The following is a 25724-nucleotide window of genomic DNA, read 5'->3' on the forward strand; positions in this document are numbered from 1 at the left end:
GGTGATCCATGCAGAACCCCGCCGTCGGCGCTGCCGTCAGTAGTACGGCCAGTCGCTTTGCCGAATTGCCCGCTGGTGCGTCGCAAGCTCCGCTGCGTATCGAGTATCGCTGGGTCAACGAGGCGGCGCAAGAAGCGCCGATCGCCGTGTTCCTGCATGAAGGGCTCGGCTCGATCGCGATGTGGCGCGACTGGCCGCAAGCGTTGTGCGAACGGCTCGGCATGCGCGGTCTGGTCTATTCGCGGCCCGGCTATGGACTGTCGACGCCGCGCGCGCATGACGTGAAATGGCCGGTCGATTTCATGACGGCGCAGGCGCGCGAGATTCTGCCGGCGTTGCTCGACGCACTCGAGATCGATGCGAGCGAGCGTCGGCGCATGTGGCTCGTGGGCCATAGCGACGGCGGTTCGATTGCCTTGCTGTATGCGGCGCTGCATCCGGATGCGCTGGCCGGCGCGGTGGCGATTGCGCCGCATGTGTTCGTCGAAGATATTTCGGTGGAAAGCATCGCGCAGACGAAACAGCTTTATGAATCCACGGACCTGCGCGGCAAACTCAGCCGCTATCACGCCGACGTTGATTCGGCGTTCTATGGCTGGAACGACATCTGGTTGAATCCGGCGTTCAGGCGGTGGTCGATCGTCGACGAGTTGAGTTCGATTCGCCAGCCGCTACTCGCCGTGCAAGGTCATGACGACAACTACGGCACGATGGCGCAGATCGACACCATTGCCGAGCGCGTGCCGCATGCGCAACTCGCCAAACTCGACGCTTGCGGACATTCCCCGCATCGCGACGCGCCGCAGGCGCTGAACGACGCGATTGCCGCGTTCATTTCGCAGCAGAGCTTGTAGCAGGAAAAAACGCGGCGCGTCTTCTCGACGCGCCGCGCGCACTTCATCCTCTACTTCATCAGATCACCGTCGACAAACCCAGCGTTAACAACAACGCCGTCACCGAAATAATCGTTTCGCAGACCGTCCACGTCTTGAAGGTCTGCGGCACGGTCATGCCGAAGTACTCCTTCACCAGCCAGAAGCCGCCGTCGTTCACGTGCGACAGAATCAGCGAACCCGCGCCGGTCGCCAGCACCAGCAACTCGGGACGCACACCGCCCACCGTGCCCGCCGCCGCGGCGGCGATCGGCGCGATGATGCCCGCGGCGGTCGCCATCGCCACCGTCGCCGAACCGGTCGCCACGCGAATCAATGCCGCCACCAGCCAAGCGAGAATCAGCAGCGGCACGTGCGCGCCGGTCGCGACGTCGACGATCGCCTTCGACGCGCCGCTGTCGATCAGAATGCGTCCGAAGCCCGCACCCGCCCCCACCACTAGCGTGATGCCCGCGGTCGGCGCGAGACATTCGTTGGTGAACTTGAGGATCTGCTCACGGTTGAAACCGCGTGCCCGACCGAAGGTGATAAAGCTCAACAGCACGGCCAGCAACAGCGCCATATCAGGGTGACCGATCAGACGCAGCGCGTTGTTCGCCGCCGACTTCGCCGGCACGATCGCATCGGCCCAACTGCCCACCAGCATTAGCAGCACCGGCAGCAACACCGTCAACAGCGTGATGCCGAAGCCCGGCAGGTCCTGCTGCGAGCGCTTCGCGTCCTGCTCGATGAATTGCTGCGCCATCGGATTGATTCCGTCGAGCACGACGAACCGCGCGATCAGCTTCGAGAACAGCGGCCCGGCCAGCGCCGCGGTCGGAATGCCGACGATCAGCGCGTAGAAAATCGTGTGACCGATATCCGCGTTGTACGCGGTCACCGCGAGCAACGCGGCAGGGTGCGGCGGAATCAGACCATGCACGACGGACAGCCCCGCGACCATCGGAATACCGACGCGAATCATCGACGTGCCGGTGCGTTGCGCGACGTTGAACGCGATCGGAATCAGCAGCACGAAACCGACTTCGAAGAACACCGGCAAGCCGACCAGAAAGGCGATACACATCATCGCCCAATGCACGTTCTTCGGCCCGAACAGACCGATCAGCGTGCGCGCGATCCGCTCCGCGCCGCCCGACTCGGCCATCATCTTGCCGAGCATCGTACCGAGACCGACGACGATCGCGATATGGCCGAGCGTGCCGCCCACGCCGGTTTCGAACGACTTGAGAATCGACGTCGCCGGCATGCCGACGGCCAGCGCCAACGCCACCGACACCATCATCAACGTGATGAACGGGTTCATCTTGAAGCGCGCGATCAGCACGACCAGCGCGATGATGGCGATCAATGCATAGACGAGTAACAGACTTCCTTGAACGGTCGCCATAGGTGCTCCTGAAGAGAAAGAACCGCGCCGCCGCTTTGCACGCGTTGAAGCGCGTGCAATGTTCTATAGGTGTGCGGCGACGCGGGCCGCGTGCTTAGAACTTGTGGCGGATGCCGGCGACGGTCACCAACTGGCCGTTGTTGCTCGACGGATTCGAAATACCCTCGACCCATGCCTTCGAACCGGACGAACGCTGGTAAATACCGTTCAGGTACAGGTCGGTTGTCTTCGACAGGAAGTACTCGCCGCCCACGCTCAACTGGTTGTAGTGCGCGTTGGTGGCCGTCGTGCCGCTGGTGTTCTGCGTCGTGTAGATGTAGCCGAGCGCGAGCAGCGTAGCCGGCGTCAGTTGATACTTCAGGCTCGCTTCGTAGTTGGCGAAACGCAGGCTGCCGCCCGTGAGCAACTGGAACTGCGAGTTCGTGTACAGCAACGCGACGGTCGCCGGGCCGAACACGTACGCGCCGCCCGCGCCCCACACCTGGTTGCGCTTCACGCCGCTAATGATCGACGAGCTGGCGCTGTAGTAGTTGTCCGACGGCGCCGCGCCCGCCGTGCTGGTCGCCGGCTGATTCACCAGCGAGTACGCCGCATCGAGACGCAGCGGACCGTTCACGTAATCCGCGCCGACGCTCCACGCGCGATTGTTGGCGAATTCGCCCGCGGTGTTAGAAAACGCGTACATGGCATTCGCGGTGAAACCGGCGTACGTCGGCGTGGTGTACTTGACCGCGTTATTGGTGCGGTAGGTATTGTTGATATCGTCGTTGTCGTAGATCGCGTTGCCGTACTGGCTCATCGCGCCGACGCCGTTGATCTGCAGATTCGACAGATAGTCCTGCACGCTGTTGTACTGACGACCCAGCGTGATCGTGCCGGCCTTATCGTTGACCAGCGCGACCCATGCGCTACGGCCGAAGATCCGTCCGCCCTGACCCGCCGCGCCGGTCTCCAGGCTGAAGCCGTTTTCGAGCTTGAACATCACCTTGTTGCCGCCGCCCAGATCTTCCGTGCCGAGCAGGCCCCAGCGCGAACCCTGCACATTGCCCTGGGTCGCCTGATAAGCCTTCTCGCCCTTCTGGTTATTCGTGAAGGTAAAGCCCGCGTCGACGATACCGTAAAGCGTCACGCTGCTTTGCGCGTGCGCGGCCTGGGCGGCGAGTCCGGCGGCGGCGAGCGCCATGGCGGTACGAAAGATCTGCTTGTGCATCATGGTTTCCTCAAGTCGAAAAGTGACGAACGCCGGTGACATTTCAATGTTCCGGCGATATTGGTAGTACTAAACAGACGAGTCAAAGCAACACCGGGTGGGCGTCCGGTGTTCGGGTCAAACAACAGTCTTCGGGGTGGCTAACTGAACCGAGTCAACCGGAAAAGATCAATCGGAGGACATCAGTCGGGCCAGTTGCGGCGCGCGGCCAGACGGCGCGCGTCGCGTTGATGGAACGGCGTGACGATCGGCTCGGACGCCATGCGCGCCCGGTCGAGTTCGGCCAGTATTCTGGCCAGCACGATCTGCTCTTCGCCCGCGTGCAGGTTGCACGGGTCGAGAAAAAAGAAATGCAGTTCCGCTTCGTGATCGCGCACGATCACCGGCGCGTCGCCCTCGGGCGCGCGGGCGAGCGCATCGGCGAGATCCCAGGCGGAGATGCCCGCCAGCTTCGGATCGACATGCAGCTTCAGACGGTCGAGCGGATTGCCGGTCGGATCGGCATCGAGTTCCGCCCAGATACCTTCGCAACGATTCAGCGTTTCGCGCCACAGCGTCAGGTAGCCGCGCTCGCGGGCGCGAATCGCGACGTGGTCGCGCTGCTGCCACTGTTCGAGTGCGACGATCGCGCCGACAATGCCTTCCTTGCCGACTTTCATGCCGCGGCCAATGCCGCCGTTCTGGAAATACGCGGCACGTACCAGCGCTTTCTTGCCCGCGACGATGCCGGCCGTGAGACCACCGAGGAATTTGTGCGCCGAGTACAGCGCGAGGTCCGCGCCAGCGGCGATAAAACGTTTGAGGTCGTATTCAGAGGCGGCGTCGACGATCACCGGCACGCCTTTCGCGTGCGCGACGGCGACGAACTCTTCGAACGGGATCAAACCGAATTGCACCGTATGATGCGAGACCACATAGAGTGCCGCGGCGGTACGTTCGGTGATCGCGGTGTTCAGTTGATAACCGTGCGCTTCGGTGGCCGCGCCAACCGGCACGACGCGCGCGCCCGACAGACGGATCGCCTGGTCCACCGGTGCGCCATAATTGACGAGGTGGCCGGTCTGGATCACGACTTCATTGCGCAAGCTGGGCATGCCAGTCGTATCCGGCAAACGTTCGATCAGGCCAAGGTCGTCGCCGGTCATCGCGGCGGCGATGGTCAGCGTGATCGCCGCCGAGCACGACGCGGTGACATAACCGGCTTCGCAGCCGCACGCCTCAGCGATCACCGCCGAGGCCTTACGTTGCAGATCGTCGATCTCGACGAATTGCGGCAGCACCTGCGCCACCGCGTCGATCACCGGTGCGCCGACGCTGGACGCGCCCAGGCCTGTCATCGTGCCCGAAGCATTGATGACAGCGCGTAAGCCAAAACGAGAGCGAATGTCCATGAAGCGCCTCCAACCGGTATTTCTTAATTATGGAATATATGTTGTAATTGCGGATCAGTCTAGCATACAATCCCCCTGCGTCAACTGGACAAAAACAAGCTGTGACAGAGGAGCACGATGGCCCGTACGTCCCGACCTTCCGCGGCTGTAACCGCCGCCGCGCGCCCGTCCGCGGCATCGGCGGCCGAGCCCGTTGCGGCGCAAGCCGACGCAAACCCACCCGCTGATACGACCGCGCCGCGCACCCGCACCAGCGCGCTCGACCGCGCCGTGCAGATCCTCGACGCGCTCCAGCAGGCGAACCGCCCCGCCACCGCGTACGAAGTCGCGCGCATCGTCGGCGCGCCGTTGTCCACGGTGTATTCGATCATCAACGATCTGGTCGACAAGAATCTGCTGGCGCGTCGCATGGACGGCACGATCTGGCTCGGCTCGCGTCTGTATGGTTACGGCCTGACGTACGCGAGTTCGCTCGACTACCTCGCGGTCGCGAATGAGGAAATGCAGCGGCTCTCGGCGGAAGTCGAAGAAACCGTGCAGGTCTGCGGTCTCGAAGACGGCATGATGGTCGTTCAGCAAATGGCCGAAGGTCCGGGCCATTTTCGCGTGACGTCGCGCGTGGGCAGTCGCGTGCCGTTGAACTGGACGGCGTCGGGCCGCCTGCTGGTCGGTCATCTGCCGGACGCCGAACGCGTCGCGTTCTTCGTGCAGCATGCGCAGAGCTCGCCGACGGGTCGCGCGGAAACGCGACCCGAGGTTCTCGCGCGGATTGCGCGCGAAGCGCTCGACGCGCGGCTGTCGATTCAGATCGGCGAGTCGGACGCATCGGTGGCGTGTCTCGCGGCGCCCGTGCTCGACAACACCGGCGCGTGCGTCTTCACGATTTCGATCGTGATGCCCGAGGCTAAAGCCGAACTCGGCACCGAGCGTTTCGCGCAAGCCGTGCAAGCGGTGGCCGCCCGCATCGAAGCGCGCCTCGGCTGGCGGCATCGCGATCCGGAACCGGCTGCGTAAGCGTCGCCGCGCCACCTCCCCTTAAACGATCTCCCTCACTTTCCTATCGATGAACTGCTACGACCGGCTGCACACGCGCGGCCTCAAGCTTCCGCAGGTGCCGACGCCGATCGGCAACTTCACGCACTGCACGCGCGAGGGCAATCTGCTGTTTCTGTCCGGCCAGGGTCCGCTCGACGAAAGCGGCTCGCTGATGACCGGCAAGGTCGGCGTCACCGTCAGCGCCGACGAAGCGTACCGGCACGCGCAACTGGTCGGCCTCAATCTGCTGGCTGTCCTGCACAACGAACTCGGCGATCTCGCCCGCGTGAAACGCGTCGTCAAACTGCTCGGCATGGTCAACGCGGCGCCGGATTTCACCGAGCATCCGCGCGTGATCAACGGTTGCTCCGATCTGTTCGTCGACGTGTTCGGCGACGCCGGCCGTCACTCGCGCTCCGCCGTCGGCGTGGGTTCGTTGCCGGGCAATATTACCGTCGAGATCGAAGCCATCGTCGCGGTCGAGGATTAAATACCGCCCGACCGGTCAAATCCTCAATTTTCCCCATCTCACCATTTCTTCACAAAAGTTACACAGGTAAGCGACTATCCTTCGGCATCGCTGACCCGGGCGCATGCATGCCCTGGCGCTCTTCCCCCGTGCCGGAGACGTTGCCATGTCCTGTGTGTCGAAACCGACTGCCGCCCTGCATCGCAAACGTTTAGCCGGCGTGCTGATCGCCGTCGCGCTCTGCGCGCTGACCGGCGCCTGCAGTGACGACGACGATAAAACGCCGGACCAGGCCACCACCAGCGCCGCCGACGGTGCCAGCGGTCCCGCCGCGAACGACAACGGCGCCGACAACAGCACGGCCGTGCTGTCAGCGAACCCCGCATCCGTAGCACCCGCACCCGCAGCACTCACGATTCAAAGCCCAGCACTGCCCGCCTCAAGCACCGACCCGGCTTTGTCCGCCGCCGCGTCGGCGCCGCTCGCCCCACCCGTCATTCACACCGTGGACTGAGTTCCGCGCTCCGTACGGTGCGTGGCTCACGCTCGCGCGCCGTGTGCATCGTTCCTCTACCGAAGATCGAAAGCCAATACCATGACCTCAAAAAATCGCCGTGATTTTCTGCGCTCCGCCGCGCATGCAGCCGGTTCCGCCACCGCGCTGAGCATGTTGCCGCTGGGCATTCGCAATGCACTCGCCATTCCGGCCAACAACAAGACCGGCACGATTCGCGACGTCGAACACATCGTCGTGCTGATGCAGGAAAACCGCTCGTTCGACCACTACTTCGGCACGCTGAAAGGCGTGCGCGGTTTTGGCGACACGCGCGCGATCAATCTGCCCAACGGTCAACCGGTGTGGTATCAGCCGCTCGCCGCCGATCTCGGCTACGTGCTGCCGTTCCGCCCGAGTGCGCCGAATCTCGGCCTGCAATTCCTGCAGGATCTCGCGCACGACTGGACCAGCACGCACACGGCGTGGAACGGCGGCCGCTACGACCAGTGGGTGCCGTCCAAAGGCACCACCACGATGGCCTACCTGACGCGCGACGACATTCCGTTTCACTATCAGCTCGCCGACGCCTTCACGATTTGCGACGCGTACCACTGCTCGCTGATGGGCCCGACCGATCCGAACCGCTACTACATGTGGAGCGGCTGGGTGGGCAACGACGGCAGCGGCAGCGGCCCGGTGATCGACAACGCGGAAGCCGGCTACGGCTGGTCCACCTATCCCGAAGTGCTGCAGAACGCGGGCATTACGTGGAAGATCTATCAGGACGTCGGCACCGGACTCAACGCGAACGGTTCGTGGGGCTGGACGTCGAACCCGTATATCGGCAACTACGGCGACAACTCGCTGCTGTACTTCAACCAGTACCGCAATGCGCAACCGGGCAATCCGCTGTACGACAACGCGCGCACCGGCACGAACGCCTCGCAGGGCGACGGCTATTTTGACATTCTGAAGCGTGACGTGCAGAACAATGCGCTGCCGCAAGTGTCGTGGATCGTCGCGCCGGAAGCGTATTCCGAGCATCCGAACTGGCCGTCGAACTACGGCGCGTGGTACATCGATCAGGTGCTGCAGATTCTCACGTCGAATCCGGAGGTGTGGAGCAAGACGGTGCTGCTGATCAACTACGACGAGAACGACGGTTTCTTCGACCATATGGCGCCGCCGTTCGCACCGGCTTCGAGCGCGAACGGTTTGTCCACCGTCGACGTCAGCAACGAAAACTTCGCGGGCAATACGAACTACCCGGCCGGCCCGTACGGTCTCGGACCGCGCGTGCCGATGCTGGTGGTCTCGCCGTGGTCGAAAGGCGGCTATGTGTGCTCGGAACTGTTCGACCATACGTCGGTGATCCGCTTTATCGAAAAGCGTTTCGGCCACGACCACAACCTCGGCGAATCGAACATCACGCCGTGGCGCCGCGCGGTGTGCGGCGATCTGATGTCGGCCTTCAATTTCAGCAACCCGAACGACGCGATTCCCGCGCTGCCGAGCACGAGCGGCTACGTGCCGCCGGATCAGAACCGCCATCCGGATTACGTGCCGCTGCCGCCGCTGGTGCAGGCGGTGCCGAAGCAGGAAGCCGGCGTGCGTCCGGCGCGCGCGTTGCCGTATGAACTGTTCGTGCGCGTGCATGGCGAGGGCTCGGCCAACATGCTCACCATGCGCTTCGTCAACTCGGGCCGCGCGGGCGCGGCGTTTCTCGTCTATGCCGCGAAGAGCCTCAACGCGCCGCGCACCTATACGGTCGAAGCCGGCAAGCGCCTGCAGGATCAGTTGCCGTGCAACGCCGACGGCACCTACGACTTCACTGTCTACGGTCCGAACGGTTTCCTGCGCCGCTATGCGGGCAAGCCGGTCGCGCGTAGCTGGTGGAATGGTTCGGATATCGCGCGTCCCGAAGTCGAGGAAGGCTACGATGTGTCGAACGGCAACCTGCAATTGCGCCTGGAAAATGTGGGCAGCGCACGTTGCAAGTTCACGATCGTCAACGCGTACGATCCGGGCAACGTGATCACGCATTCGGTGCGCGGCGGCGACACGGACCCGCTCTACCTCGATCTGCGCAACGCGCACGGCTGGTACGACCTGACGATTACGGTCGATACCGACCCGCTGTTCGCGCGCCGCTTTGCGGGTCACGTGGAAACGGGCAAGAGCAGCATGAGCGATCCGGCGCTGGGTAGCTGATCGCGACGCTGCACGCTGGTGATTGAAGGCGACGGCCGCTGCGGGTAACACCGCAGCGGCCGTTTTTTTACTCGCGTTACTGTTTCACGCCGCCACCGCCGCGCTCAGCGTCTCCCGCTCGCGCAACTTGTCGCGGATCGCCTGCACGATGAATTCCGCGTCGCGCGCGACGCCGGAAAAGCGCCCCGAACCCCACGTATGCAACCACGGCAAACCGACGAAATACAAACCGTCGATCGGCGTAATGCCGCGCGCGTGCGCCGGATAACCACGACCGTTGAATACCGGCGCGTCGAGCCAACTGAAGTCCGGCGTGAAACCAATGCACCAGATGATCGCGGCGATGCCGCTGGTCTCCACGTCGAGCGTGGCGCGTTCTTCGAGCGGACGCCAGACCGGTTCGTAGGGATCGCCCGCCGGTGCATCGATACCGTGCTTCGCGATAAATCCGTCGATGCTTGCGTTGATGCGGTTATAGACGTCGTCGGCCGCATCGAGATTGGCCGCTAGTGTCGGCGCGAAATGGAACTCGCCGTCGCGCAGGTCGTCGAGCCGGCCGTACAACTCCATGCCCTCGGCGGCGAATTTGCGCAGATCGATATCGCGTCCGCCGTCGCGGCCGGTCACGTAGTGATTGGTGTTGTCGCGTACCCCTTCCCGCAACGGATGCTGTTCGACCGGCATGTCGTAATACTGCATGTCGGCAAGCCAGTCGACCACGTCGCGGCCCCGATAGAAGCGCGCGCAACGCGGCGCTTCGCCGACCGCGAGCACGACCTTGCGGCCCGCCAGATGCAAATCTTCGGCGATCTGCGCGCCGGACTGGCCGGTGCCGACCACCATCACCGCGCCGTCGGGCAGCGCTTGCGGATTGCGATACGCGGACGATTGCATTTGCACGATGCGCGCAGGCAAGCGCTCGGCGAGACGCGGCACGATCGGCGTGTGATAGCCGCCCGAGGCCACCACGATCTGATCGGCAGTGAACTCGCCTTGCGTCGTCGCGACCGTATAGACGCCGTCGTCGCGCCGCTTCACGCGTTTCACCTCCGCGCGCTCGACGACCGGCGCATCGACGTGCGCGATAAAACCGTCCAGGTACGCGAGGATTTCATCCTTCTTCATGAAACCGTGCGGATCGTCGCCGCGATACGGATAGCCGGGCAACGCGCATTGCCAGTTCGGCGTGACGAGACAGAACGCGTCCCAGCGCTGCTCGCGCCACGTATGGGTGACCGTGTTCTTCTCCACGACCAGATGATCGATGCCGGCCTGCTTCAGACAATAGCTGACCGACAGACCCGCCTGCCCGCCGCCGACGACGAGCACGCTGTAATGCCCATCGGCGTGCGCTGGATGGTTTCGATTCGACATGATGCGTCCTCTGAAAAATGACCGTCTAGCTGAAGGCGATGACCTTGACGGTCGCGTCGGGCCGGTCGCGAAACCGCGCCGCGTCGCGCTCGATCTGCGCGAGCTGGTCCAGTGCCGCCGAGCAGGCGAAACCGTATTTCTCGCGTACCCGTTCGGACGCGATGCCGAGCGCCTGCTGTGAACGCGCGACGAAATCGTCGAGCGGATAAGCTTCGCCCGGCGTGAAAAAATCGCCGATCACGAGCGACGGCGAATAGCAGTTCGCTTCGTCGCCGTCGGGCCATTGAATCCGAAAGTGCATGACAGGCATGGCTAAACCTCGATCAGTTGATAAGCGGTGCGTGCTTCGCGACGAAGCGGCGGTAAATGTCGACGTGGCGCTGTGCGCTCGCCGTCCAGTTGAAGCGCGCGAGCAAGGCGGGGACCGCGTGCTCGAAATCGGTTGCGTTCGCACCTGATGAACCCGGCGCACTTAGCGCGCGTAGCAGCGCGGCCGCAATCGATTCGACGTCGACGGGATCGGCCCAGTAGCAGGTGCTGTCGTCGAGATACTCGGTGAACGGCGCAATCGCCGAGGCCACCACCGGCGTGCCGCTCGCCAGCGCTTCGAGCACGACGAGGCCGAATCCTTCGCGCAGGGACACTATCGCCAGCACGTCGGCGCTGCGAAATAGCGCGGGCATCGCGGCATCGTCGAGTGGCCCTGTCACCACCACGCTTTCCTGCGGACCGATCGACAGACGCAACTCGGCTGCCCGTTGCAACAGACGGCGGGTGTAAGCGTCATGGTCGAGCAGGCTCGCGCCACCCGCAATGACGAGTTGCGCGCGCGGCAGAACGCGCTCTACGACAGCGAATGCTTCTAAAAGAGTCAGTGTGTTTTTGCGTGCTTCGATGCCGCCGACGGCGAGCACGATGGGACCGCCGTCGCTGTTGATGCCCAGGTGGTGTCGCAGCGATGCGTCGTTGTGCGCTTGCTCGCGCTCGCAACTAGAAAAACGCTCCACGTCGACGCCATTCGGCACGGTGATCGCATCGACGCCAAAGGTCGAGCGCATTTCCGACGTCCACATCTCGCTCACGCACAGCACCTGATCGGCGTCCTCATACGCACGACGCTGCCATGCCGCCAGCCGGGCATCGTCGAATTGATCGAGGTGATGCACCGTGCGGATAAATCCATGAATGCACTCTTCCGCTTTCAACTCGGCGAGCGCATTGCCGCTGATACTGTCCTGCGCATGCAGCAGATCGAACGACGACGCTTCGTGTTCAATCAATGCGCGTTTGAACGCATCGATACGCGCTTCGACCATCGCGACCGTGTTGGACTGAGGCAGCACGATAGGCGCATAGACCACGCGGCATGGCGGCGAGCGGAAGAGTTTTTCGCCCTGCACGGCTGGGACGAAGACAGTGACGTCGTGGCCTAACGCCGCAAGCGCCGTTGCCAGTTCGAGCGTATGCACCACACCACCGCGCGGATTGACCGAATGCGTGAGCAACGCAATACGCAGCGGATTCATCGCGCACCGCCTTTCCCGGCCATGATGAACGGCTCGCGCTCGAAGTCCCACAGCGTCGCTGCATCATCGTGCTGATGCAGTATCACCTGACGCGTCGCATCAACCGATCCGATCACCGCGCAAGCCAGCGCGCGCTCATCGAAAAGCGCCTGCACCGCTTCCACCTGATGCGCCCGCACCGACAGCAAATAACCGAAACTCGGAAACGCCGTGACCCAGCGCGACAGCGCCACCCCCTCCGGTTTCGGAATCCGCTCGAGGTCGATCCATGCGCCCACCTGCGAGCACTCGAGCAACATCAGCGCGGTGCCGAGCGTGCCGGCCATGCTGATGTCTTTCGCGGCATCGCACAGCCCGCTTTCCGCGAGACGCGGCAACAGGTCGAGATCTGCACGCAACCGCTCCGACGGCGCATCCACCGAAGCATTCCAGAACGGATACGGTTCCTCGAAGCGGCCGCGCAGATCGACCACCATCATCAGGCTGTCGCCCGGCCGCGCATTAAAACTAGAAAGCAACGCGTTAGCGCGGCCGATAATCGACACCGCCAACTGCGCGGCGTCACTGCGCGTATTCGTATGACCGCCGACAATCGGCACGCCGTAGGCCACGGATGCCGCCGCCATGCCCGCCAGGACCTGTTCCGCCGCGTCGCTGCCTTGACTCCACAGCGCGTCCACCACCGCCAGCGGCCGGCCGCCCATCGCATAGATATCGCTGACGTTGACCATCACGCTGCTATAGCCGGCGAACCATGGCATCGCGCTGACGAAATCGCTGACCAGGCCTTCGATCGCAAACAGCAGATAGCCGTTGCCATCGGCAATCGCCGCGCAATCGTCGCCGAGCGCGACCGCCTGATCGAGGTCGCGCGTACCGCGGGGCAAGTGCCCCGCCAACGCGCCGACCACGTCGACGATATCGGTCTTATGGCGAAAGCCGCGGCTCTCGCGCAAGGCGGCGACCAGATCGGCGACACTCATGCCGCGCTCCGGGCAGAAGCGGAAGCGGCTTCTGAGCCAGCTTCACGCTTCGGCGACGCAGCCGGCGTACGCGTCACGAAGCCGCCATACGGCGTGACACACGGCGCGTACCAATCCAGTTGCGCCTGCATCAAATGATGCGGACGACCGAGCAAGGTTTCTTCGGCCAGCACATCCCAATTCATCGCCCGAAACAGCGGCACATTCTGGCTCTGCACATGCGCGAGAAACGTTTCGCAACCGAGCGCATGCGCGCTGCTAACCGCAAGCCGAATCAGCGTCGCACCGATCTTGCCGTGCCGCCGGAACGCCGCATGCACCGCGAGCCGCGAGCCGAACCACACGTTGTCGTGGTCGCGATGAATCCGCACCGTGCCGACCACCTGCTCCGGCATACCGGCCACGCAACTCACCGCCACCAGTTGCTGCGCCTGCCGGTCGATCTCGTCGCGATCGTCGCCGACAAAAATGCCCTGCTCGATGCAGAACACCGCGCGCCGCAACTTAAACGCTTCATCGGCTTCCCAATCCAGCGTAGTCCACTTGATACGGAATTCGCTCGGCGTATAAGGCGCGAACTCAATATCGGAGTTCAGCGCAATGCCTGCAATCGCTTCACCAAACATGATCACGCCTCGTACGATGAAAGCGACGAACACGCGCCGCATTTGCCGCAACCCGCCTTGATATCGCTGGAGCGCATCGCAGCGGCGTTGAGCATGCCGCTGAGCGGTTGCAGCACCGACTTCATGAACTCAGGCGTGGGCGCCGGATGATCCTCGAGCGGCGTACCGCTGATCGGCACGAACGGCACCACGAACGGATAGACCCCCAACTCGATCAACTCGCGCGAGATCGTCAGAATCGCTTCCGCGCTATCGCCGAGTCCCGCGAGTAGGTACGTGCTGACCTGTCCGCGTCCGAACACCGCGACCGCCGCCTTGAAGGCCTCCATGTACCGCGACAGCGGCACGCTCGCCTTGCCCGGCATGATGCGTTCGCGCAGCGCGGGCGTCACCACTTCCAGATGCATACCGAGCGTGTCGATGCCGCTCGCCTTCATGCGCGCGAACCAGCGGTCGTCGTCGGGCGGTTCGCATTGCGCCTGGATCGGCAGATCGACCGCGGCTTTGATCGCGAACGCGCTCTCGCACAGAATCTGCGCGCCGCGATCCGGCGTGGGCGGTGTGCCGGTGGTCAGCACCATATGCTTCACTCCGTCGAGCAATACCGCCGCGCGCGCCACTTCCGCCAACTGCTCCGGCGTCTTGCGCGCAATCGTGCGTCCCGCCGCGAGCGACTGACCGATCGCGCAGAACTTGCAACTCTTGCGGCGGCTCTCGTAGCGGATACAGGTTTGCAACACCGTGGTCGCGAGCACGTCCGCGCTATGCAGCGCAGCGATCTTCGAATACGGCACGCCGTCGAGCGTCTGCATGCCGTAAAAGCGTGGCGCTTTTGGAAAGCTGATGTTCGCGATCGGAATCGTGCCGCGCAGCAACGCGCTCGATCCCGACGCATCCGGTGTTTGCGCAACGAACGGCGAGTGCCACGCGGTGCTGGTATGCACCGGCACCATGATCGTCACGCCATCCACCGTTACCGCCTTGTGGTCCGACGGTCCCGCGCCGCCGCGCCGGCTCGCCGCGCCCGCATCCGGCGAGACGAGCCGCAAGCCGGCCGACTGCAATTCAGTCATCAATTGCCGGCTCTCGGCCGACAACGTCTCGCTGGCGTTCATCGCACTCTCCTGCGGTTGAAATGAAATCGGTCTGCGCCGCGCTGGACCAACCCGGCATCGGCGCGACGGTTTCCGCCGGACGCCGGTTGATCGCGAGACTCAGCAACTCGGGCCGCGCGTAATGGCCGACCGAATCCATCATGCGTTTGCGCTTGGTGATCAGCGCCATGTCGAGATCGGCAATCACCATGCCCTCGCCTTCCCGCAACGGCGGCGCGAGATGCTGCCCTTCCGGCGACACGATCGCGGTATTGCAGCCGCCACGCAGCGCCTTCTGCAGATTCGTATCCGGTGTCACCGACGCGATCTGTTCCTCCGTGAGCCAACCCGTTGCGTTGACCACGAAACACCCCGATTCCAGCGCGTGATGGCGGATCGTCACCTCGATCTGCTCGGCGAAAATCGGCCCCACCAGCGAGCCGGGAAACTGGCTGCAATGAATCTCTTCGTGCTGCGTCATCAGCGCATAACGCGCGAGCGGGTTGTAATGCTCCCAGCAGGCGAGCGCGCCGACGCGCGCCACCGCCGTGTGCGCCACCTTGAGGCCCGCCGCGTCGCCTTGCCCCCAGATCATCCGTTCGTGAAACGTCGGCGTGATCTTGCGGCGCTTGAGCACCAGTTGACCGTCCACGTCGAAGATCAACTGCGTGTTGTAGAGGCTGCCGTGATCGCGCTCGTTGACGCCGAGCACCACCACCATCCGGTGCAAACGCGCCTGCTCGGCCACCGCCTGCGTCACGGGTCCGGGCACGAGCACGGCTTCCTCGTACAGCTTCATATGCTCGGCGCCGGAGGCAACCGGCGGCTTCACGAAAGAAAAGTACGGGTAATACGGCACGAAGGTTTCAGGGAAAACGATCAACTGCACGCCTTCGCGCGCCGCCTTGCCGATCGCCTCGCACACTTTGTCGAGGGTGCCGCCGCTGTGTTCGAAATCCGGTGAGATCTGGACCGCGGCGGCACGCACGATGCGTTTGTCGGACATAGTGGTCACCCGTGTTCCGTCAAACCGTCCACGTGTGGATGACGAGCGCGTTGTCCTTGCGATGCAGAAGCTGGATATCGAGCACGTCGAGCGGACTGATCGGCCGGATACCCTCGATCAGCGAGGCTTCGCCGTGTCCATACAGCGCCTGCAGCGCGAAACGGCACGCGTAGACCTTGCCGCCCTCTTCCATGAATTTCATCAGCTGCTTGTTGAAGTTCAGATGGCCGGGGAACGCTTCGTCGCCGAGGGTCGGAAAGCCGCGTTGCAAACCGAGCGTGACGCCGGGCCCATACAGCAGCACCGAGGTTTCAAAGCCCTTGCGTTGCAAACGCGTGGCCTGCAGCAGATTGACGAAACCGATCGAGCCTTCGAACGCGACCGTATGGAACGTGACGAGCGCCTTCTCTCCCGGTTCGGCTTTCACGTCCTCAAAGACTTTCTCCTCGTAGTCGACAAGGTAATCGCCCTTCTGATGCAGCGGTTTGTTGACGGCTGGCATGACACTCTCCGATCAGGTTTGCTAAGTAAAAGAAGGCGCGTGTTCAGTGTGTGCGCGCTTCTCTCAATGCAACGGCCGTGCCATTGATCGGCTGCGCGAATGCGATCAATCAGCAATCAATTCCGCCTCGATTCGAAGTCCGACACAAAAATTTTTCGGGTGTGAAGTTTGCATACCGCCGGGACAGGCCGCGCAAGCGCGATCCGCGCCGCGCCACCGCACCAGCCGGGTGCGATTCGCGGGCGCGAACGTGTCGGCATGGTGCAGTCATTCACCACGGGCGATCAATCCGATCATTGATCGCATTTAGATCCGATCAATTTTTTATCGGTCCTGTCACTCCAATCGAAAGCGCGCATGCGATGAACAGCCCAACCCATCACTGGATCAAACGTCTCGCCGACATCCGCAAGCCGGCCTACCTCGCGATTCCCGATCTGATCGAAGAAGACCTCGCCACCGGCCGGCTGCGGCCACGCGACCGCTTGCCTGGCCTGCGCGATCTGGCCGAGGAACTTGCGTTGAATTACACGACGGTGGCGCGCGCGTACGCGGAGGCACGCAAACGCGGCCTGCTCGATTCGCGCGCGGGCAGCGGCACGTTCGTGCGCGGCCGCACCGCCACGTTGCCGCTCACTGGCGGCAGCAGCATTGAAATGTCGATGAACACGCCGCCCGAGCCGCCCGATTACGCGAACCGTCTGCGCGATTCCGCCGCACGCCGGATGGCCGACAGCGATCCGTACCAGTTGCTGCGCTATCAGGACTTCGGCGGCTCGGCCGCCGACAAGGACGCGGGCGCCGACTGGCTCCGGCGCCGCGTGCCGCACGCGGATGCGCAGAACGTATTGGTTTGTCCCGGCATTCACAGCGCGCTGGTGGCGCTGGTGTCGCAACTCGCGCGGCCCGGCGGCACGATCTGCCTCGACTCGCTCGCCTATCCCGGCATCAAGGCGATCGCCGCGCAACTCGGCGTGCGTCTGCAGGCGTTACCGCGCGACGACGAAGGTCCGCTCGCGCATGCCTTCGAAGCGCTCTGCAAGACCGACAAGCCGAGCGCGTTCTATTGCAATCCGACGCTGCAGAATCCGAGCACGCTCACGCTCACGCACAAACGGCGCGAGGCGCTGGCCGACGTCGCGTTGCGCTACAGCGTGCCGATCATCGAAGACGACGCCTACGCGATGCTGCCGCAAAGCGCGCCAGATGCGCTCGCCACCTTCGCGCCCGAGTTGACCTACTACGTGACCGGTTTATCGAAGAGCCTCGGCGCGGGCCTGCGCGTCGCGCATCTGCATGCGCCGACGCCGCGTCAAACGCAGCGCCTCGCCGGCGCGTTGCGCGCGACCACCGTGATGGCGAGTCCGTTCACGGTCACGCTGGCCACGCAATGGATCGCCGATGGCACCGCGCTCGACATGCTCAACGCAATCCGCAACGAGTCGCGGGCGCGCCAGGCGATCGCCACGCGGCAACTCGACGCATGGCCTTATGACGCACATCCGGACGGCTTTCACCTGTGGTTGCCGGTGCCGGTAGCGAGCGGCTGGAGCGCCTCCGAACTCGCGTTGCAGTTGCGCAACCAGGGCATCGCGGCGGTCGCGGGCGCGGCGTTTTCCACCGACGGCAATCCGCCCAACGCCATGCGCGTGTGCCTGGGCGGCTCGAAGACCCGCGACGAATGCGCCGAGGCTTTGCGCATCGTGGCGGAGACACTCGACCATCCGCATCATCTGCATTCTCCGGTGATGTGAAGCGATCTCGCGGCAACGCGGCGCAGCGTTATTGTCTGATGAATATAGCGCCTCGCAGAGCCTCTGTTCATGCGGGTTTCGGTGTTTATTGAAAAGCCCGCGCCGCGCGAAAAATTGTGTAGCATCGCGGCGACCCGCCACAAGCGGGTCTCACGGCCTCTGTCACAAACTGAAAGCATTACCCGCTCAAGTCCACACTGCCCACGCCGTATACCTCTGGTGAGGCCCCCGCCTCACCGACTACGGCTCACTGCTTACTCCGAAAGACTCCCGACATGTTCTCTTCCATTCGCGCGCGCATTGTTGCCCTGTGCGTCGCTATCGTTGTGGTTGCGCTCGCCGCCAACGCGGTCCTCAACTATGTCGTCGCCAATTCGTATAACGCCGACGCGATCGAAAACAGCCTGAACGCCGTCGAAAGCGGTCACGCCGACGGGATCGACGACTGGGTCGTCACGCACAAGCAGATGATCGATTCGTTGCAGGACGCCGTGTTGCAACCTGACCCGAGCGCCGCGTTGAAGCTGGTTGCCGCCGGGGGCAAGTTCACCAACGTCTATGTCGGGTACGCGGACAAGACCGCGAAATTCTCCGACCCGACCGGCATTCCGCCGGACTACGATCCGACCGGGCGTCCGTGGTACAAGCAGGCCGCCGCGGCCGGCAAGCCGGTCGTGACGCCGCCGTACGTGGACGTCGGCACGGGCAAGCTGGTGGTCGCGTTCGCCGCGCCGGTGGTGCGCGACGGCGTGGTGAAAGCGGTGGTCTCCGGTGACGTCGCGATGGACAGCGTGATCGCCAACGTCAAGGCGATTCATCCGACGCCCGCGAGCTTTGGCATGTTGATCGACGCGAGCGGCCATATCGTTGCACATCCGGATTCGAAGCTGACGTTGAAGCCCGTGTCGGACCTCGTCCCCGCACTCACCAGCGACAAACTGGCCGCCCTCCTCAGCGCCGAGCATCCGCTCGAAGTCGACGTGAACGGCAGCGCCAAACTGCTGCGCACCGAAGCGATTCCCGGCACCGACTGGTACGCGGTCGTCGCGCTGGATAAAGCGGAAGCCACCGCCGGCATGCGTTCGTTGCTGACGGCCTCGCTGATCGCGCTGGTCGTAATCGCGGGTATTGCCGCAGCGGTCGTGGCCGCCGTCACCGCCGTATCGTTCAAGCGCCTCTCGAACGTGCGCGACGCGATGGACGCAATCGGTTCGGGCGAAGGCGATCTGACCCAACGTCTGCCCGCCGACGGCAACGACGAAGTCGCGCAGATCGCGCGTTCGTTCAACACCTTCATCGACAAACTCAGCCACGTGATGCGCCAGATTCGCGACGCCAGCGAATCGGTGCGGGTGGCCGCGAATGAAATCGCCGCGGGCAACGTGGATCTGTCGGGCCGTACGGAATCCGCAGCGGCGAGCTTGCAGCAAACCGCCGCGTCGATGGAAGAAATCACCTCGACAGTCACGCAATCGGCAAGCGCCGCAAAGCAGGCCGACGACACTGCCGTGTCCGCGTCGCAAGTGGCTTCGCGCGGCGGCGTGGTGATCGCGGAAGTGATTACGACTATGGGTGAAATCGAACACGCGTCGGTGAAGATCGCCGATATCATCGGCGTGATCGACGGCATCGCATTCCAGACCAACATTCTCGCGTTGAACGCAGCCGTCGAAGCCGCGCGCGCCGGCGAACAGGGCCGCGGTTTCGCGGTCGTGGCCGGCGAGGTGCGAAGCCTCGCGCAACGCAGCGCGCAGGCCGCGAAGGAAATCAAGGCGCTGATCGAATCGACGGTATCGAGCGTCACTTCAGGGTCAGGCCAGGTGCGCCAGGCCGGCGAAACGATGACGGAGATCGTCAGCAATGTCGCCAACGTGACCACCATCATTTCCGAAATCACCCAGGCCGCGAACGAACAGACGCGCGGCATTCAGGAAGTGAATCGCGCCGTCAGCCAGCTCGACGAAATGGTTCAGCAGAACGCCGCGCTGGTCGAGCAATCGACCGCGGCGGCCGCCGCGTTGCAGAGCCAGGCGGTGAGCCTCGCGGGCGCAGTGACGCAATTCAAGCTCGATTAATCGCACTACCGGTACGCCAGGGAAACACGCAGTGACGTTCTATCGCAATCTGAAAATCGCCATCAAGTTGGCGTTACTTGGCGCGGTGCTGCTCGCCGCAACGATGGTAGTCGGACTGGAAGGCTGGCATGCGTTGTCCGAAACGCATGCGCTGCAAATCCAGTCGGCTCAAACCTTGAGCCAGTACGCGCAAGCGGCCGACACGGCGCGCGTCGCCCAGGTCGAGTTCAAGAAGCAGGTGCAGGAGTGGAAAGACCTGCTGCTGCGCGGCGCCGATCCGGCCGCGTTCGCCAAATACCGCGACGCGTTCAGCAAGGAAAGCGGCACCACGCACGCCGCGCTGACGCGCCTGAAAGACCAGTTGAGCGCGCTCGGCGCGAGTGCGGACGGCGTCGACAATGCCCTCGCCACGCACGCCTCGTTGCAGGACAGCTACCTCGACGCGCTCAAGCATTACGACGCGGCGGATCCGAATACCGCGCACGTGGTGGACGGCCTCGTCAAAGGTATCGACCGCGCGCCGACGGCCGCGATCGACGACATCGTCGCTTCCGTCATGCAGCAGGCGCAGGCGTCGAACGTGAAGACGGCGGAAGCCGCGCAAAGCGCTTACACGCTGGCTAGCGCACTGCTGCTGAGCGTGGTGATCGGCTCGCTCGGGCTCGGCGCGTTCGCGGTGTGGTTCCTGAGCCGCAGCATCACGCTGCCGGTGAAGCAGGCGGTCGGCGTCGCGCAGGCGGTGGCGGCCGGCGATCTGCGTGCCGATGTGACCGTGGTGAGCAGCGACGAAACCGGCCAGTTGCTGGTGGCGCTGAACGACATGAACCATCGTTTGCGCACGATCGTCCACGAGATTCGCGAAGGCGCGCATACGATTTCGTCGGCGACGCAGGAAATTGCGGCCGGCAATCTCGACCTCTCGGCACGCACCGAACAGCAGGCCGCGTCGCTCGAAGAAACCGCCGCATCGATGCAGCATTTCACCGACTCGGTTCAGCGCAACGCGGAGAATGCACGCGAAGCCACCTCGCTCGCGCAAACCGCTGCGCAAGCGGCACGCGAAGGCGGCGTCGTGATGACCGACGCGGTGCGCACGATGGATCAGATCAACGTAGCGTCCAAACGGATCGTCGACATCATTGCGGTGGTCGAGGCAATTTCCGCGCAGACCAATATTCTCGCGCTCAACGCGGCGGTCGAAGCCGCGCGCGCCGGTACGCAAGGTCGCGGTTTTGCGGTGGTGGCAAGCGAAGTGCGCAGCCTCGCGCAACGTTCCGCCGACGCCGCGCGCGAGATCAAGACACTGATTCGCGAATCGGTCGCGACGATCGACGCCGGCACGCAGTTGATCAATCACGCGAGCAATACGATGGAAGGCGTGGTGCAAAGCGCCGGCAGCGTGACGCGCATCGTCGAGGCGATCGCCACGGCCAGCGTCGATCAGGCAACGGGTATCGCCGAAGTCAACGACGCGGTGACGCAGATGGATCAGGTGACGCAGAGCAACGCGGCGCTGGTCGAGCAAGCCGCCGCCGCTGCCGACGCGGTGCAGAGCAAGGCGTCGGGGCTGGTGCAGAGTGTGAGTTTCTTCCGGTTGGGCGCAACGGCCTGATGGAGCGGCGCCGCGTTTGTTGCGGCGCCGGTTGTAGCGGCAGTTGTAGTTGTAGCCGCGGTTGTCGTGTTCGTTGGCTACTTGTAAAGCGCCGCACGGGTTGCGGCGTTTTTGCTTCTGGCACGCGGCGCAGGTTACGCGCCGCTTACGATTCGAAGTCGAGCCCGCCGATCAAGGCCACCGGCTCAGCCTGCGTGTGCGACAGAAAGTCCAGTTCGCGCGCGTGGTTCCACGCGGCAAGCTTGCGCGGCAGCGCGGCCAGATAGCCCGCGAATCTCGCCTCCCCTTGCGCGCCCATCAGTCGTTCGATTTCGTCGCTGTCCCACGTCAGGTACAGATTCAGCGGATGCGGATAGTGGCCGAGATTGTCGAGCGGCGCGGCATGGATACGCACGCGTGTAGGTTGCCCGTGACCGCCGTAGGGCAGCACTTCGGTATGCACGGTGGCGGCGAAACAGGCGGCGATCGCTTCGGCGATACGCGGCGCAAACTGTTCGTCGAAACGGGCGGCATTCTCCGGGTGCATCTGGGTCTCCGACTTTTATGCTCGATGAGCGAAGCATCGTAGCATGCGAGTGGGCTCGGATCCGTTGCGTCAGTGCCGCGCTTGTTGCGCTTACGGGGGTTTCCTATAATCCGCGGCTAAGCCTAACAATTAGAGGCAGTGAATGTTCCAGAAGCAGTTCCAAACGCGGTTCCAAATGCGATCCCAAAAGCAGTTCCAGATGCATTTCACAACGCGGTGGCCAACCCGAATCGCTTGCCTGCTCGCTGCTGCCGGATGGTTCAGCACGCAGGCCATGGCGGCCGATCTGATCGCGACGAAGCCCGGTGTGATGTGTGTATCGGCGCAAGCGCTCGCGCAACTCACGCTGCCCAACGGCGAGAGCCGCAGCCACGGCGCGACGGCCACGGCCGAGCAACTCGCGCAAGCCCAGGCGGGTGGCTGCATCGACATTCAACCGGGCATTACCGTCAACGTGCTGACGGCGCGCAAGAATACGTCGGTGGTGAGCTACCAGCGTCCAGGTGCGACGACAGTCGAGACATTCGTCGTGCCGAACATCGATTTCTCGCCGGTATTTACCGACGACGCTGCGGCATCGCAACCGGCCGTGCAAGCGTCAGCGGCAGCGCCGATGCCGACGCCAATTCAAGCGCCTGCGGCAACAGCAACAACACCGGCAACACCGGCAGCGCCCGCCAAACCCGCAACGCCCACGCCCACCGTTGCCGCCCCTGACGGCTACCACGTCACGCAGCGCGCACCCGGCCTGGATGGCGATTCGATCGAACTGCTCGAAGACGAACGCATCACGCCCGCGCTGCAAAAGCAGCTATGGGGCACGGGTGCGTCGGAAGAAGGTCTGCCCGGCAACGATCCGAAGCCGCTCGTGAAAGCTCAGTTGCGCCTCGTGTCTGCGTCGGGCGCGATTGCGGCCACGCGACAACTGGACTATCCGCTGGCCCGCGTCGAGCCCGCGCCGCTGCACGGTCTGCCCGGTCCCGTGCTGTTTCTGACGGTGGACGCCACCGCGCCGATGGGTTCCTACAGCGGCCCCGCCACGCAAATCCTGATGCCGGCCAGGCAGTCGCTGGACCCCGTGCAATACACCACGGACGACGGCAAAAGCAGCGCGCTGGTGCTCGCCGCGACCGGCAAGGCGGCCTGGAAGATTTCGCCGTCGCGCAAAGGCGGCGCCGATGAGATTCAACAGGTGAGGTGCAGCCCGGACTTCGACAAAAAAGACAGCACCGGCGACGACGACGATTTCGTGACGCGCTACGAAACCTACCGCTTTGTCGACGGCAAATGGCTACTCGCGCAGCGTCAACACTCCGGCATCTGGGAAAGCGATCAGGAATTTCCGAAGCGCAACATGTTTCCGTAACCGCGTGACGCTCACCTTGTCGCGCGTTACACGTCAAACCGTCTTCAGAATCCGCGGCCGTGCTTCGCTCACGGCCGCCGTCATTTCAGGCGCCGTCTCGGAGATGGTGACGCCCTTCTCCGTGCGCATCGACAGATAGCGCAGACAGCACACCCGCAAAAACGAAGCGAAGTTGGTCGGCATTTCGCCGCGCAACGCGATCAGTTCGTCGTAGAGTTTGACCGCGAACTGACTGGTCGTCATGCTCTCGCGCGCGGCGATTTCGTGCAGCACGTCCCAGAACAGATTTTCCAGCCGGACTGTCGTGATCACTCCGTGAATCCGCAACGAGCGGGTGCGCGATTCATAGAGGATCGGATCGGCGTTGATGTAGATCCCACACATGACGTTTGCTCCGTGTTTCGCAGCGCATGCGGCGGCGTCTTCATGACGCCGCCGCACCCCGCCGCTTCTGGTCAACATACGCCGGCCTTCGCGGCCCGACAATCGCGTCGAACCCGAACGCCGCGCTGGCCCCGACAAACTAACCAACCAGCCAACGAACCAACCAACGCACCAACCGACGCACCCCGCTACACCGTGCGTTTGCCCATCTGCGCCGCGATGTGATCGGCCTGACGGATCGCCAGCGTCACGATCGTCATGGTCGGGTTTTCCGCCGCGCCGGTGGTGAACTGGCTGCCGTCCGAGATGAACAGGTTCGACACTTCGTGCGTCTGGCCGAAGCTGTTGCACACGCCGTCTTCGGCACGCGCGCTCATGCGCGCGGTGCCGAGGTTGTGCGTGGACGGATACGGCGGCACGCGATACACCGTCTTCGCGCCGGCCGCCTCATACACCGCGGTGCCCTGCTTGAACGCGTGCTCGCGCATGGCTTCGTCGTTAGGATGATCGTCGAAATGCACGTTGGCGACCGGCTGGCCGTACTGATCTTTCACGTCGGTATTCAAGGTCACGCGATTGCTGTCGCGCGGCATGTCCTCGCCGACAATCCACATGCCCGCCGTGTACGCGTACTGATCCATCGCCTGCGCGAAGGTCGGGCCCCACGCGCCGGGATTCAGAAACGCCGCGTAAAACGGCAGCCCGAGCGACACGGTCTCCAGGTGATAGCCGCCCGCGAAACCACGCTGCGGATTGAACACCGCCTCGTCTTCGATGATGCCGGCCATCGTGGTGCCCTTGAACATGTCCACTTTGTCGTTGAACACCGCGTACACCGAGCCCGTGGTGTGGCGCATGTAATTGCGGCCCACCTGGCCCGAACCGTTCGCAAGTCCTTGCGGGAACTTGCTCGAATGCGAGTTCAACAGCAGGCGCGGCGTTTCGATCGAATTGCCGGCCACGGCGATGATGCGTGCTTTCTGCCGCTGCAATTTACCGTTGCTGTCGTAGTACAACACCTCTTTCGCTTTGCCGCGCGCGTCGGTCTCGATTCGCACCACGTGCGCCTGGGTGCGCAATTCCATATGCCCGGTGGCCTGGGCGCGCGGCAACTCGGTGTACAGCGTCGACCATTTCGCGCCGGTGCGGCAGCCCTGAAAACAGAAGCCACGCTGGAAGCAATGCGCGCGATCGTCGCGCACCACGCTATTGATCGCCATATGGCCGGTGTTGCATTCCTTGTAGCCGACCTTCATCGCGCCGGCCGACATCACCTTGAAGTTGTTGTTGCCCGGCAAACCCGGCAGACCGTTGGTGCGCGTCACGCCCATCTTCTGCTGCGCGCGGTCGTAGTAGGGATCGAGTTCCGCGCGGGTGAGCGGCCAGTCGAGCAGATTGGCGTCCTTGATATCGCCGTAGGTGGTCTTCGCCTTGAACTCGTGCGGCTGGATGCGCAGGCTCGCGCCTGCCCAGTGCGTGGTGGTGCCGCCGACTGTTTTGCAGATCCATGCGGGCAGATTCGGGAAGTCTTTGGCGACGCGCCAGGTGCCTGACGTGGTGCGTTTGTCGAGCCATGACAGCATCTGGAACGCGCCCCATTCGTCGGTGGTGAAATCAGCTTGCGTGTGCAGTTTGCCGGCTTCCAGCACGACGACGTCGATGCCCTTCTGCGCCAGTTCGTTGGCGAGCGTACCGCCGCCCGCGCCTGAGCCGATGATCACGACGACCTTGTCGTCGTTGTGCGAAAACCGCACCTTGTTGTTGTCCTGATTCATATCGTGTCTCCAGTGTCGATTCAGTG

Annotated in this window: 23 protein-coding genes; 9 read left to right on the forward strand and 14 right to left on the reverse strand. The window is 63.7% G+C overall.

Going from position 1 to position 25724, the window contains the following annotated elements; all coding sequences use genetic code 11:
* Positions 1-8: 8 nt before the first annotated feature.
* A complete protein-coding gene (locus tag FA94_RS03520; RefSeq protein ID WP_035546772.1) occupies positions 9-854 on the forward strand; it encodes an alpha/beta fold hydrolase in 846 nt (281 codons plus the stop codon).
* A gap of 58 nt (positions 855-912) precedes the next feature.
* Here the strand turns inward: FA94_RS03520 and FA94_RS03525 are convergent, their stop codons facing one another.
* From FA94_RS03525 to FA94_RS03535, 3 genes are all read right to left on the reverse strand, one after another.
* A complete protein-coding gene (locus tag FA94_RS03525) occupies positions 913-2283 on the reverse strand; it encodes a GntT/GntP/DsdX family permease (RefSeq protein WP_035546774.1) in 1371 nt (456 codons plus the stop codon).
* Positions 2284-2377: 94 nt separating this feature from the next.
* On the reverse strand, positions 2378-3496 hold the full coding sequence (locus tag FA94_RS03530; protein WP_035546775.1) for a porin: 1119 nt from the start codon (positions 3494-3496) through the stop codon (positions 2378-2380).
* Between the two features lie 179 nt (positions 3497-3675).
* Positions 3676-4884, reverse strand: a complete 1209-nt coding sequence (locus FA94_RS03535) for an aminotransferase class V-fold PLP-dependent enzyme (RefSeq protein WP_035546783.1) — start codon at positions 4882-4884, stop codon at positions 3676-3678.
* A 117-nt stretch (positions 4885-5001) separates the two neighbouring features.
* On the opposite strand from FA94_RS03535, the gene FA94_RS03540 reads away from it, so the two are divergent.
* The 4 genes from FA94_RS03540 (at position 5002) to FA94_RS03555 (ending at position 9095) form a co-directional block, all read left to right on the forward strand.
* Positions 5002-5898: an IclR family transcriptional regulator gene (locus FA94_RS03540; RefSeq protein WP_035546786.1), complete on the forward strand. Its 897-nt coding sequence runs from the start codon at positions 5002-5004 to the stop codon at positions 5896-5898.
* 49 nt (positions 5899-5947) lie between these two features.
* Positions 5948-6409, forward strand: coding sequence for a RidA family protein (locus FA94_RS03545; RefSeq protein WP_035546788.1), 462 nt, complete (start codon positions 5948-5950; stop codon positions 6407-6409).
* A gap of 145 nt (positions 6410-6554) precedes the next feature.
* On the forward strand, positions 6555-6902 hold the full coding sequence (locus FA94_RS03550; RefSeq protein WP_035546796.1) for a hypothetical protein: 348 nt from the start codon (positions 6555-6557) through the stop codon (positions 6900-6902).
* 81 nt (positions 6903-6983) lie between these two features.
* Positions 6984-9095: a phosphocholine-specific phospholipase C gene (locus FA94_RS03555; protein WP_035546800.1), complete on the forward strand. Its 2112-nt coding sequence runs from the start codon at positions 6984-6986 to the stop codon at positions 9093-9095.
* Positions 9096-9179: 84 nt separating this feature from the next.
* Here the strand turns inward: FA94_RS03555 and FA94_RS03560 are convergent, their stop codons facing one another.
* Genes FA94_RS03560 through FA94_RS03595 form a run of 8 tightly spaced genes read right to left on the reverse strand, consistent with a single transcriptional unit; the run spans position 9180 to position 16206 of the window.
* Complete coding sequence (locus FA94_RS03560) at positions 9180-10469, reverse strand: MSMEG_0569 family flavin-dependent oxidoreductase (RefSeq protein WP_035546801.1); 1290 nt, start codon at positions 10467-10469, stop codon at positions 9180-9182.
* Between the two features lie 25 nt (positions 10470-10494).
* Positions 10495-10779 carry an MSMEG_0570 family nitrogen starvation response protein gene (locus FA94_RS03565; protein ID WP_035546803.1) on the reverse strand — a complete coding sequence of 95 codons (285 nt, stop codon included), beginning with the start codon at positions 10777-10779 and terminating at the stop codon, positions 10495-10497.
* 13 nt (positions 10780-10792) lie between these two features.
* Positions 10793-11995: an MSMEG_0565 family glycosyltransferase gene (locus FA94_RS03570; RefSeq protein ID WP_035546806.1), complete on the reverse strand. Its 1203-nt coding sequence runs from the start codon at positions 11993-11995 to the stop codon at positions 10793-10795.
* Positions 11992-12978, reverse strand: coding sequence for a sll0787 family AIR synthase-like protein (locus tag FA94_RS03575; RefSeq protein WP_035546808.1), 987 nt, complete (start codon positions 12976-12978; stop codon positions 11992-11994). Before FA94_RS03575 ends, FA94_RS03570 begins: the two co-directional genes overlap by 4 nt.
* Positions 12975-13604: an MSMEG_0567/Sll0786 family nitrogen starvation N-acetyltransferase gene (locus tag FA94_RS03580; protein ID WP_051980464.1), complete on the reverse strand. Its 630-nt coding sequence runs from the start codon at positions 13602-13604 to the stop codon at positions 12975-12977. The genes FA94_RS03575 and FA94_RS03580 overlap by 4 nt, the downstream gene beginning before the upstream one ends.
* A gap of 2 nt (positions 13605-13606) precedes the next feature.
* Positions 13607-14719, reverse strand: a complete 1113-nt coding sequence (locus FA94_RS03585) for an MSMEG_0568 family radical SAM protein (protein WP_051980344.1) — start codon at positions 14717-14719, stop codon at positions 13607-13609.
* Positions 14670-15704, reverse strand: coding sequence for a Nit6803 family nitrilase (locus FA94_RS03590; protein WP_035546810.1), 1035 nt, complete (start codon positions 15702-15704; stop codon positions 14670-14672). The genes FA94_RS03585 and FA94_RS03590 overlap by 50 nt, the downstream gene beginning before the upstream one ends.
* A gap of 19 nt (positions 15705-15723) precedes the next feature.
* On the reverse strand, positions 15724-16206 hold the full coding sequence (locus FA94_RS03595) for an MSMEG_0572/Sll0783 family nitrogen starvation response protein (RefSeq protein WP_035546812.1): 483 nt from the start codon (positions 16204-16206) through the stop codon (positions 15724-15726).
* Between the two features lie 362 nt (positions 16207-16568).
* Between FA94_RS03595 and FA94_RS03600 the strand changes: the two genes are divergently transcribed.
* The 3 genes from FA94_RS03600 to FA94_RS03610 all read left to right on the forward strand — a co-directional run bounded on the left by FA94_RS03600 (position 16569) and on the right by FA94_RS03610 (position 21647).
* Positions 16569-17960 carry an aminotransferase-like domain-containing protein gene (locus FA94_RS03600; RefSeq protein WP_035546815.1) on the forward strand — a complete coding sequence of 464 codons (1392 nt, stop codon included), beginning with the start codon at positions 16569-16571 and terminating at the stop codon, positions 17958-17960.
* A gap of 275 nt (positions 17961-18235) precedes the next feature.
* The gene (locus tag FA94_RS03605; RefSeq protein ID WP_035546817.1) at positions 18236-20035 is read left to right on the forward strand and encodes a methyl-accepting chemotaxis protein; all 1800 of its coding nucleotides are present in this window, start codon (positions 18236-18238) and stop codon (positions 20033-20035) included.
* Positions 20036-20066: 31 nt separating this feature from the next.
* Positions 20067-21647, forward strand: a complete 1581-nt coding sequence (locus FA94_RS03610) for a methyl-accepting chemotaxis protein (protein WP_035546819.1) — start codon at positions 20067-20069, stop codon at positions 21645-21647.
* A 145-nt stretch (positions 21648-21792) separates the two neighbouring features.
* Here FA94_RS03610 and FA94_RS03615 read toward each other — a convergent pair whose 3' ends face one another.
* Complete coding sequence (locus tag FA94_RS03615; RefSeq protein WP_035546822.1) at positions 21793-22173, reverse strand: DUF5594 family protein; 381 nt, start codon at positions 22171-22173, stop codon at positions 21793-21795.
* A gap of 199 nt (positions 22174-22372) precedes the next feature.
* On the opposite strand from FA94_RS03615, the gene FA94_RS37180 reads away from it, so the two are divergent.
* The gene (locus FA94_RS37180) at positions 22373-23539 is read left to right on the forward strand and encodes a hypothetical protein (protein WP_156126511.1); all 1167 of its coding nucleotides are present in this window, start codon (positions 22373-22375) and stop codon (positions 23537-23539) included.
* Between the two features lie 33 nt (positions 23540-23572).
* Here the strand turns inward: FA94_RS37180 and FA94_RS03625 are convergent, their stop codons facing one another.
* Positions 23573-23923, reverse strand: coding sequence for a ribbon-helix-helix domain-containing protein (locus tag FA94_RS03625; RefSeq protein ID WP_035546825.1), 351 nt, complete (start codon positions 23921-23923; stop codon positions 23573-23575).
* A gap of 188 nt (positions 23924-24111) precedes the next feature.
* The gene (locus FA94_RS03630) at positions 24112-25698 is read right to left on the reverse strand and encodes a GMC family oxidoreductase (RefSeq protein WP_035546827.1); all 1587 of its coding nucleotides are present in this window, start codon (positions 25696-25698) and stop codon (positions 24112-24114) included.
* Positions 25699-25724 lie beyond the last annotated feature (26 nt).

The sequence above is a fragment of the Burkholderia sp. 9120 genome (genome assembly GCF_000745015.1).
Taxonomy (GTDB): Bacteria; Pseudomonadota; Gammaproteobacteria; order Burkholderiales; family Burkholderiaceae; genus Paraburkholderia.

Bases quoted from the DNA above. Each gene is read 5' to 3' on its own strand.
- FA94_RS03520 (WP_035546772.1), top strand. From the start codon at position 9: ATGCAGAACCCCGCCGTCGGCGCTGCCGTCAGTAGTACGGCCAGTCGC.
- FA94_RS03525 (WP_035546774.1), bottom strand. From the start codon at position 2,283: ATGGCGACCGTTCAAGGAAGTCTGTTACTCGTCTATGCATTGATCGCC.
- FA94_RS03530 (WP_035546775.1), bottom strand. From the start codon at position 3,496: ATGATGCACAAGCAGATCTTTCGTACCGCCATGGCGCTCGCCGCCGCC.
- FA94_RS03535 (WP_035546783.1), bottom strand. From the start codon at position 4,884: ATGGACATTCGCTCTCGTTTTGGCTTACGCGCTGTCATCAATGCTTCG.
- FA94_RS03540 (WP_035546786.1), top strand. From the start codon at position 5,002: ATGGCCCGTACGTCCCGACCTTCCGCGGCTGTAACCGCCGCCGCGCGC.
- FA94_RS03545 (WP_035546788.1), top strand. From the start codon at position 5,948: ATGAACTGCTACGACCGGCTGCACACGCGCGGCCTCAAGCTTCCGCAG.
- FA94_RS03550 (WP_035546796.1), top strand. From the start codon at position 6,555: ATGTCCTGTGTGTCGAAACCGACTGCCGCCCTGCATCGCAAACGTTTA.
- FA94_RS03555 (WP_035546800.1), top strand. From the start codon at position 6,984: ATGACCTCAAAAAATCGCCGTGATTTTCTGCGCTCCGCCGCGCATGCA.
- FA94_RS03560 (WP_035546801.1), bottom strand. From the start codon at position 10,469: ATGTCGAATCGAAACCATCCAGCGCACGCCGATGGGCATTACAGCGTG.
- FA94_RS03565 (WP_035546803.1), bottom strand. From the start codon at position 10,779: ATGCCTGTCATGCACTTTCGGATTCAATGGCCCGACGGCGACGAAGCG.
- FA94_RS03570 (WP_035546806.1), bottom strand. From the start codon at position 11,995: ATGAATCCGCTGCGTATTGCGTTGCTCACGCATTCGGTCAATCCGCGC.
- FA94_RS03575 (WP_035546808.1), bottom strand. From the start codon at position 12,978: ATGAGTGTCGCCGATCTGGTCGCCGCCTTGCGCGAGAGCCGCGGCTTT.
- FA94_RS03580 (WP_051980464.1), bottom strand. From the start codon at position 13,604: ATGTTTGGTGAAGCGATTGCAGGCATTGCGCTGAACTCCGATATTGAG.
- FA94_RS03585 (WP_051980344.1), bottom strand. From the start codon at position 14,719: ATGAACGCCAGCGAGACGTTGTCGGCCGAGAGCCGGCAATTGATGACT.
- FA94_RS03590 (WP_035546810.1), bottom strand. From the start codon at position 15,704: ATGTCCGACAAACGCATCGTGCGTGCCGCCGCGGTCCAGATCTCACCG.
- FA94_RS03595 (WP_035546812.1), bottom strand. From the start codon at position 16,206: ATGCCAGCCGTCAACAAACCGCTGCATCAGAAGGGCGATTACCTTGTC.
- FA94_RS03600 (WP_035546815.1), top strand. From the start codon at position 16,569: ATGAACAGCCCAACCCATCACTGGATCAAACGTCTCGCCGACATCCGC.
- FA94_RS03605 (WP_035546817.1), top strand. From the start codon at position 18,236: ATGTTCTCTTCCATTCGCGCGCGCATTGTTGCCCTGTGCGTCGCTATC.
- FA94_RS03615 (WP_035546822.1), bottom strand. From the start codon at position 22,173: ATGCACCCGGAGAATGCCGCCCGTTTCGACGAACAGTTTGCGCCGCGT.
- FA94_RS37180 (WP_156126511.1), top strand. From the start codon at position 22,373: ATGCATTTCACAACGCGGTGGCCAACCCGAATCGCTTGCCTGCTCGCT.
- FA94_RS03625 (WP_035546825.1), bottom strand. From the start codon at position 23,923: ATGTGTGGGATCTACATCAACGCCGATCCGATCCTCTATGAATCGCGC.
- FA94_RS03630 (WP_035546827.1), bottom strand. From the start codon at position 25,698: ATGAATCAGGACAACAACAAGGTGCGGTTTTCGCACAACGACGACAAG.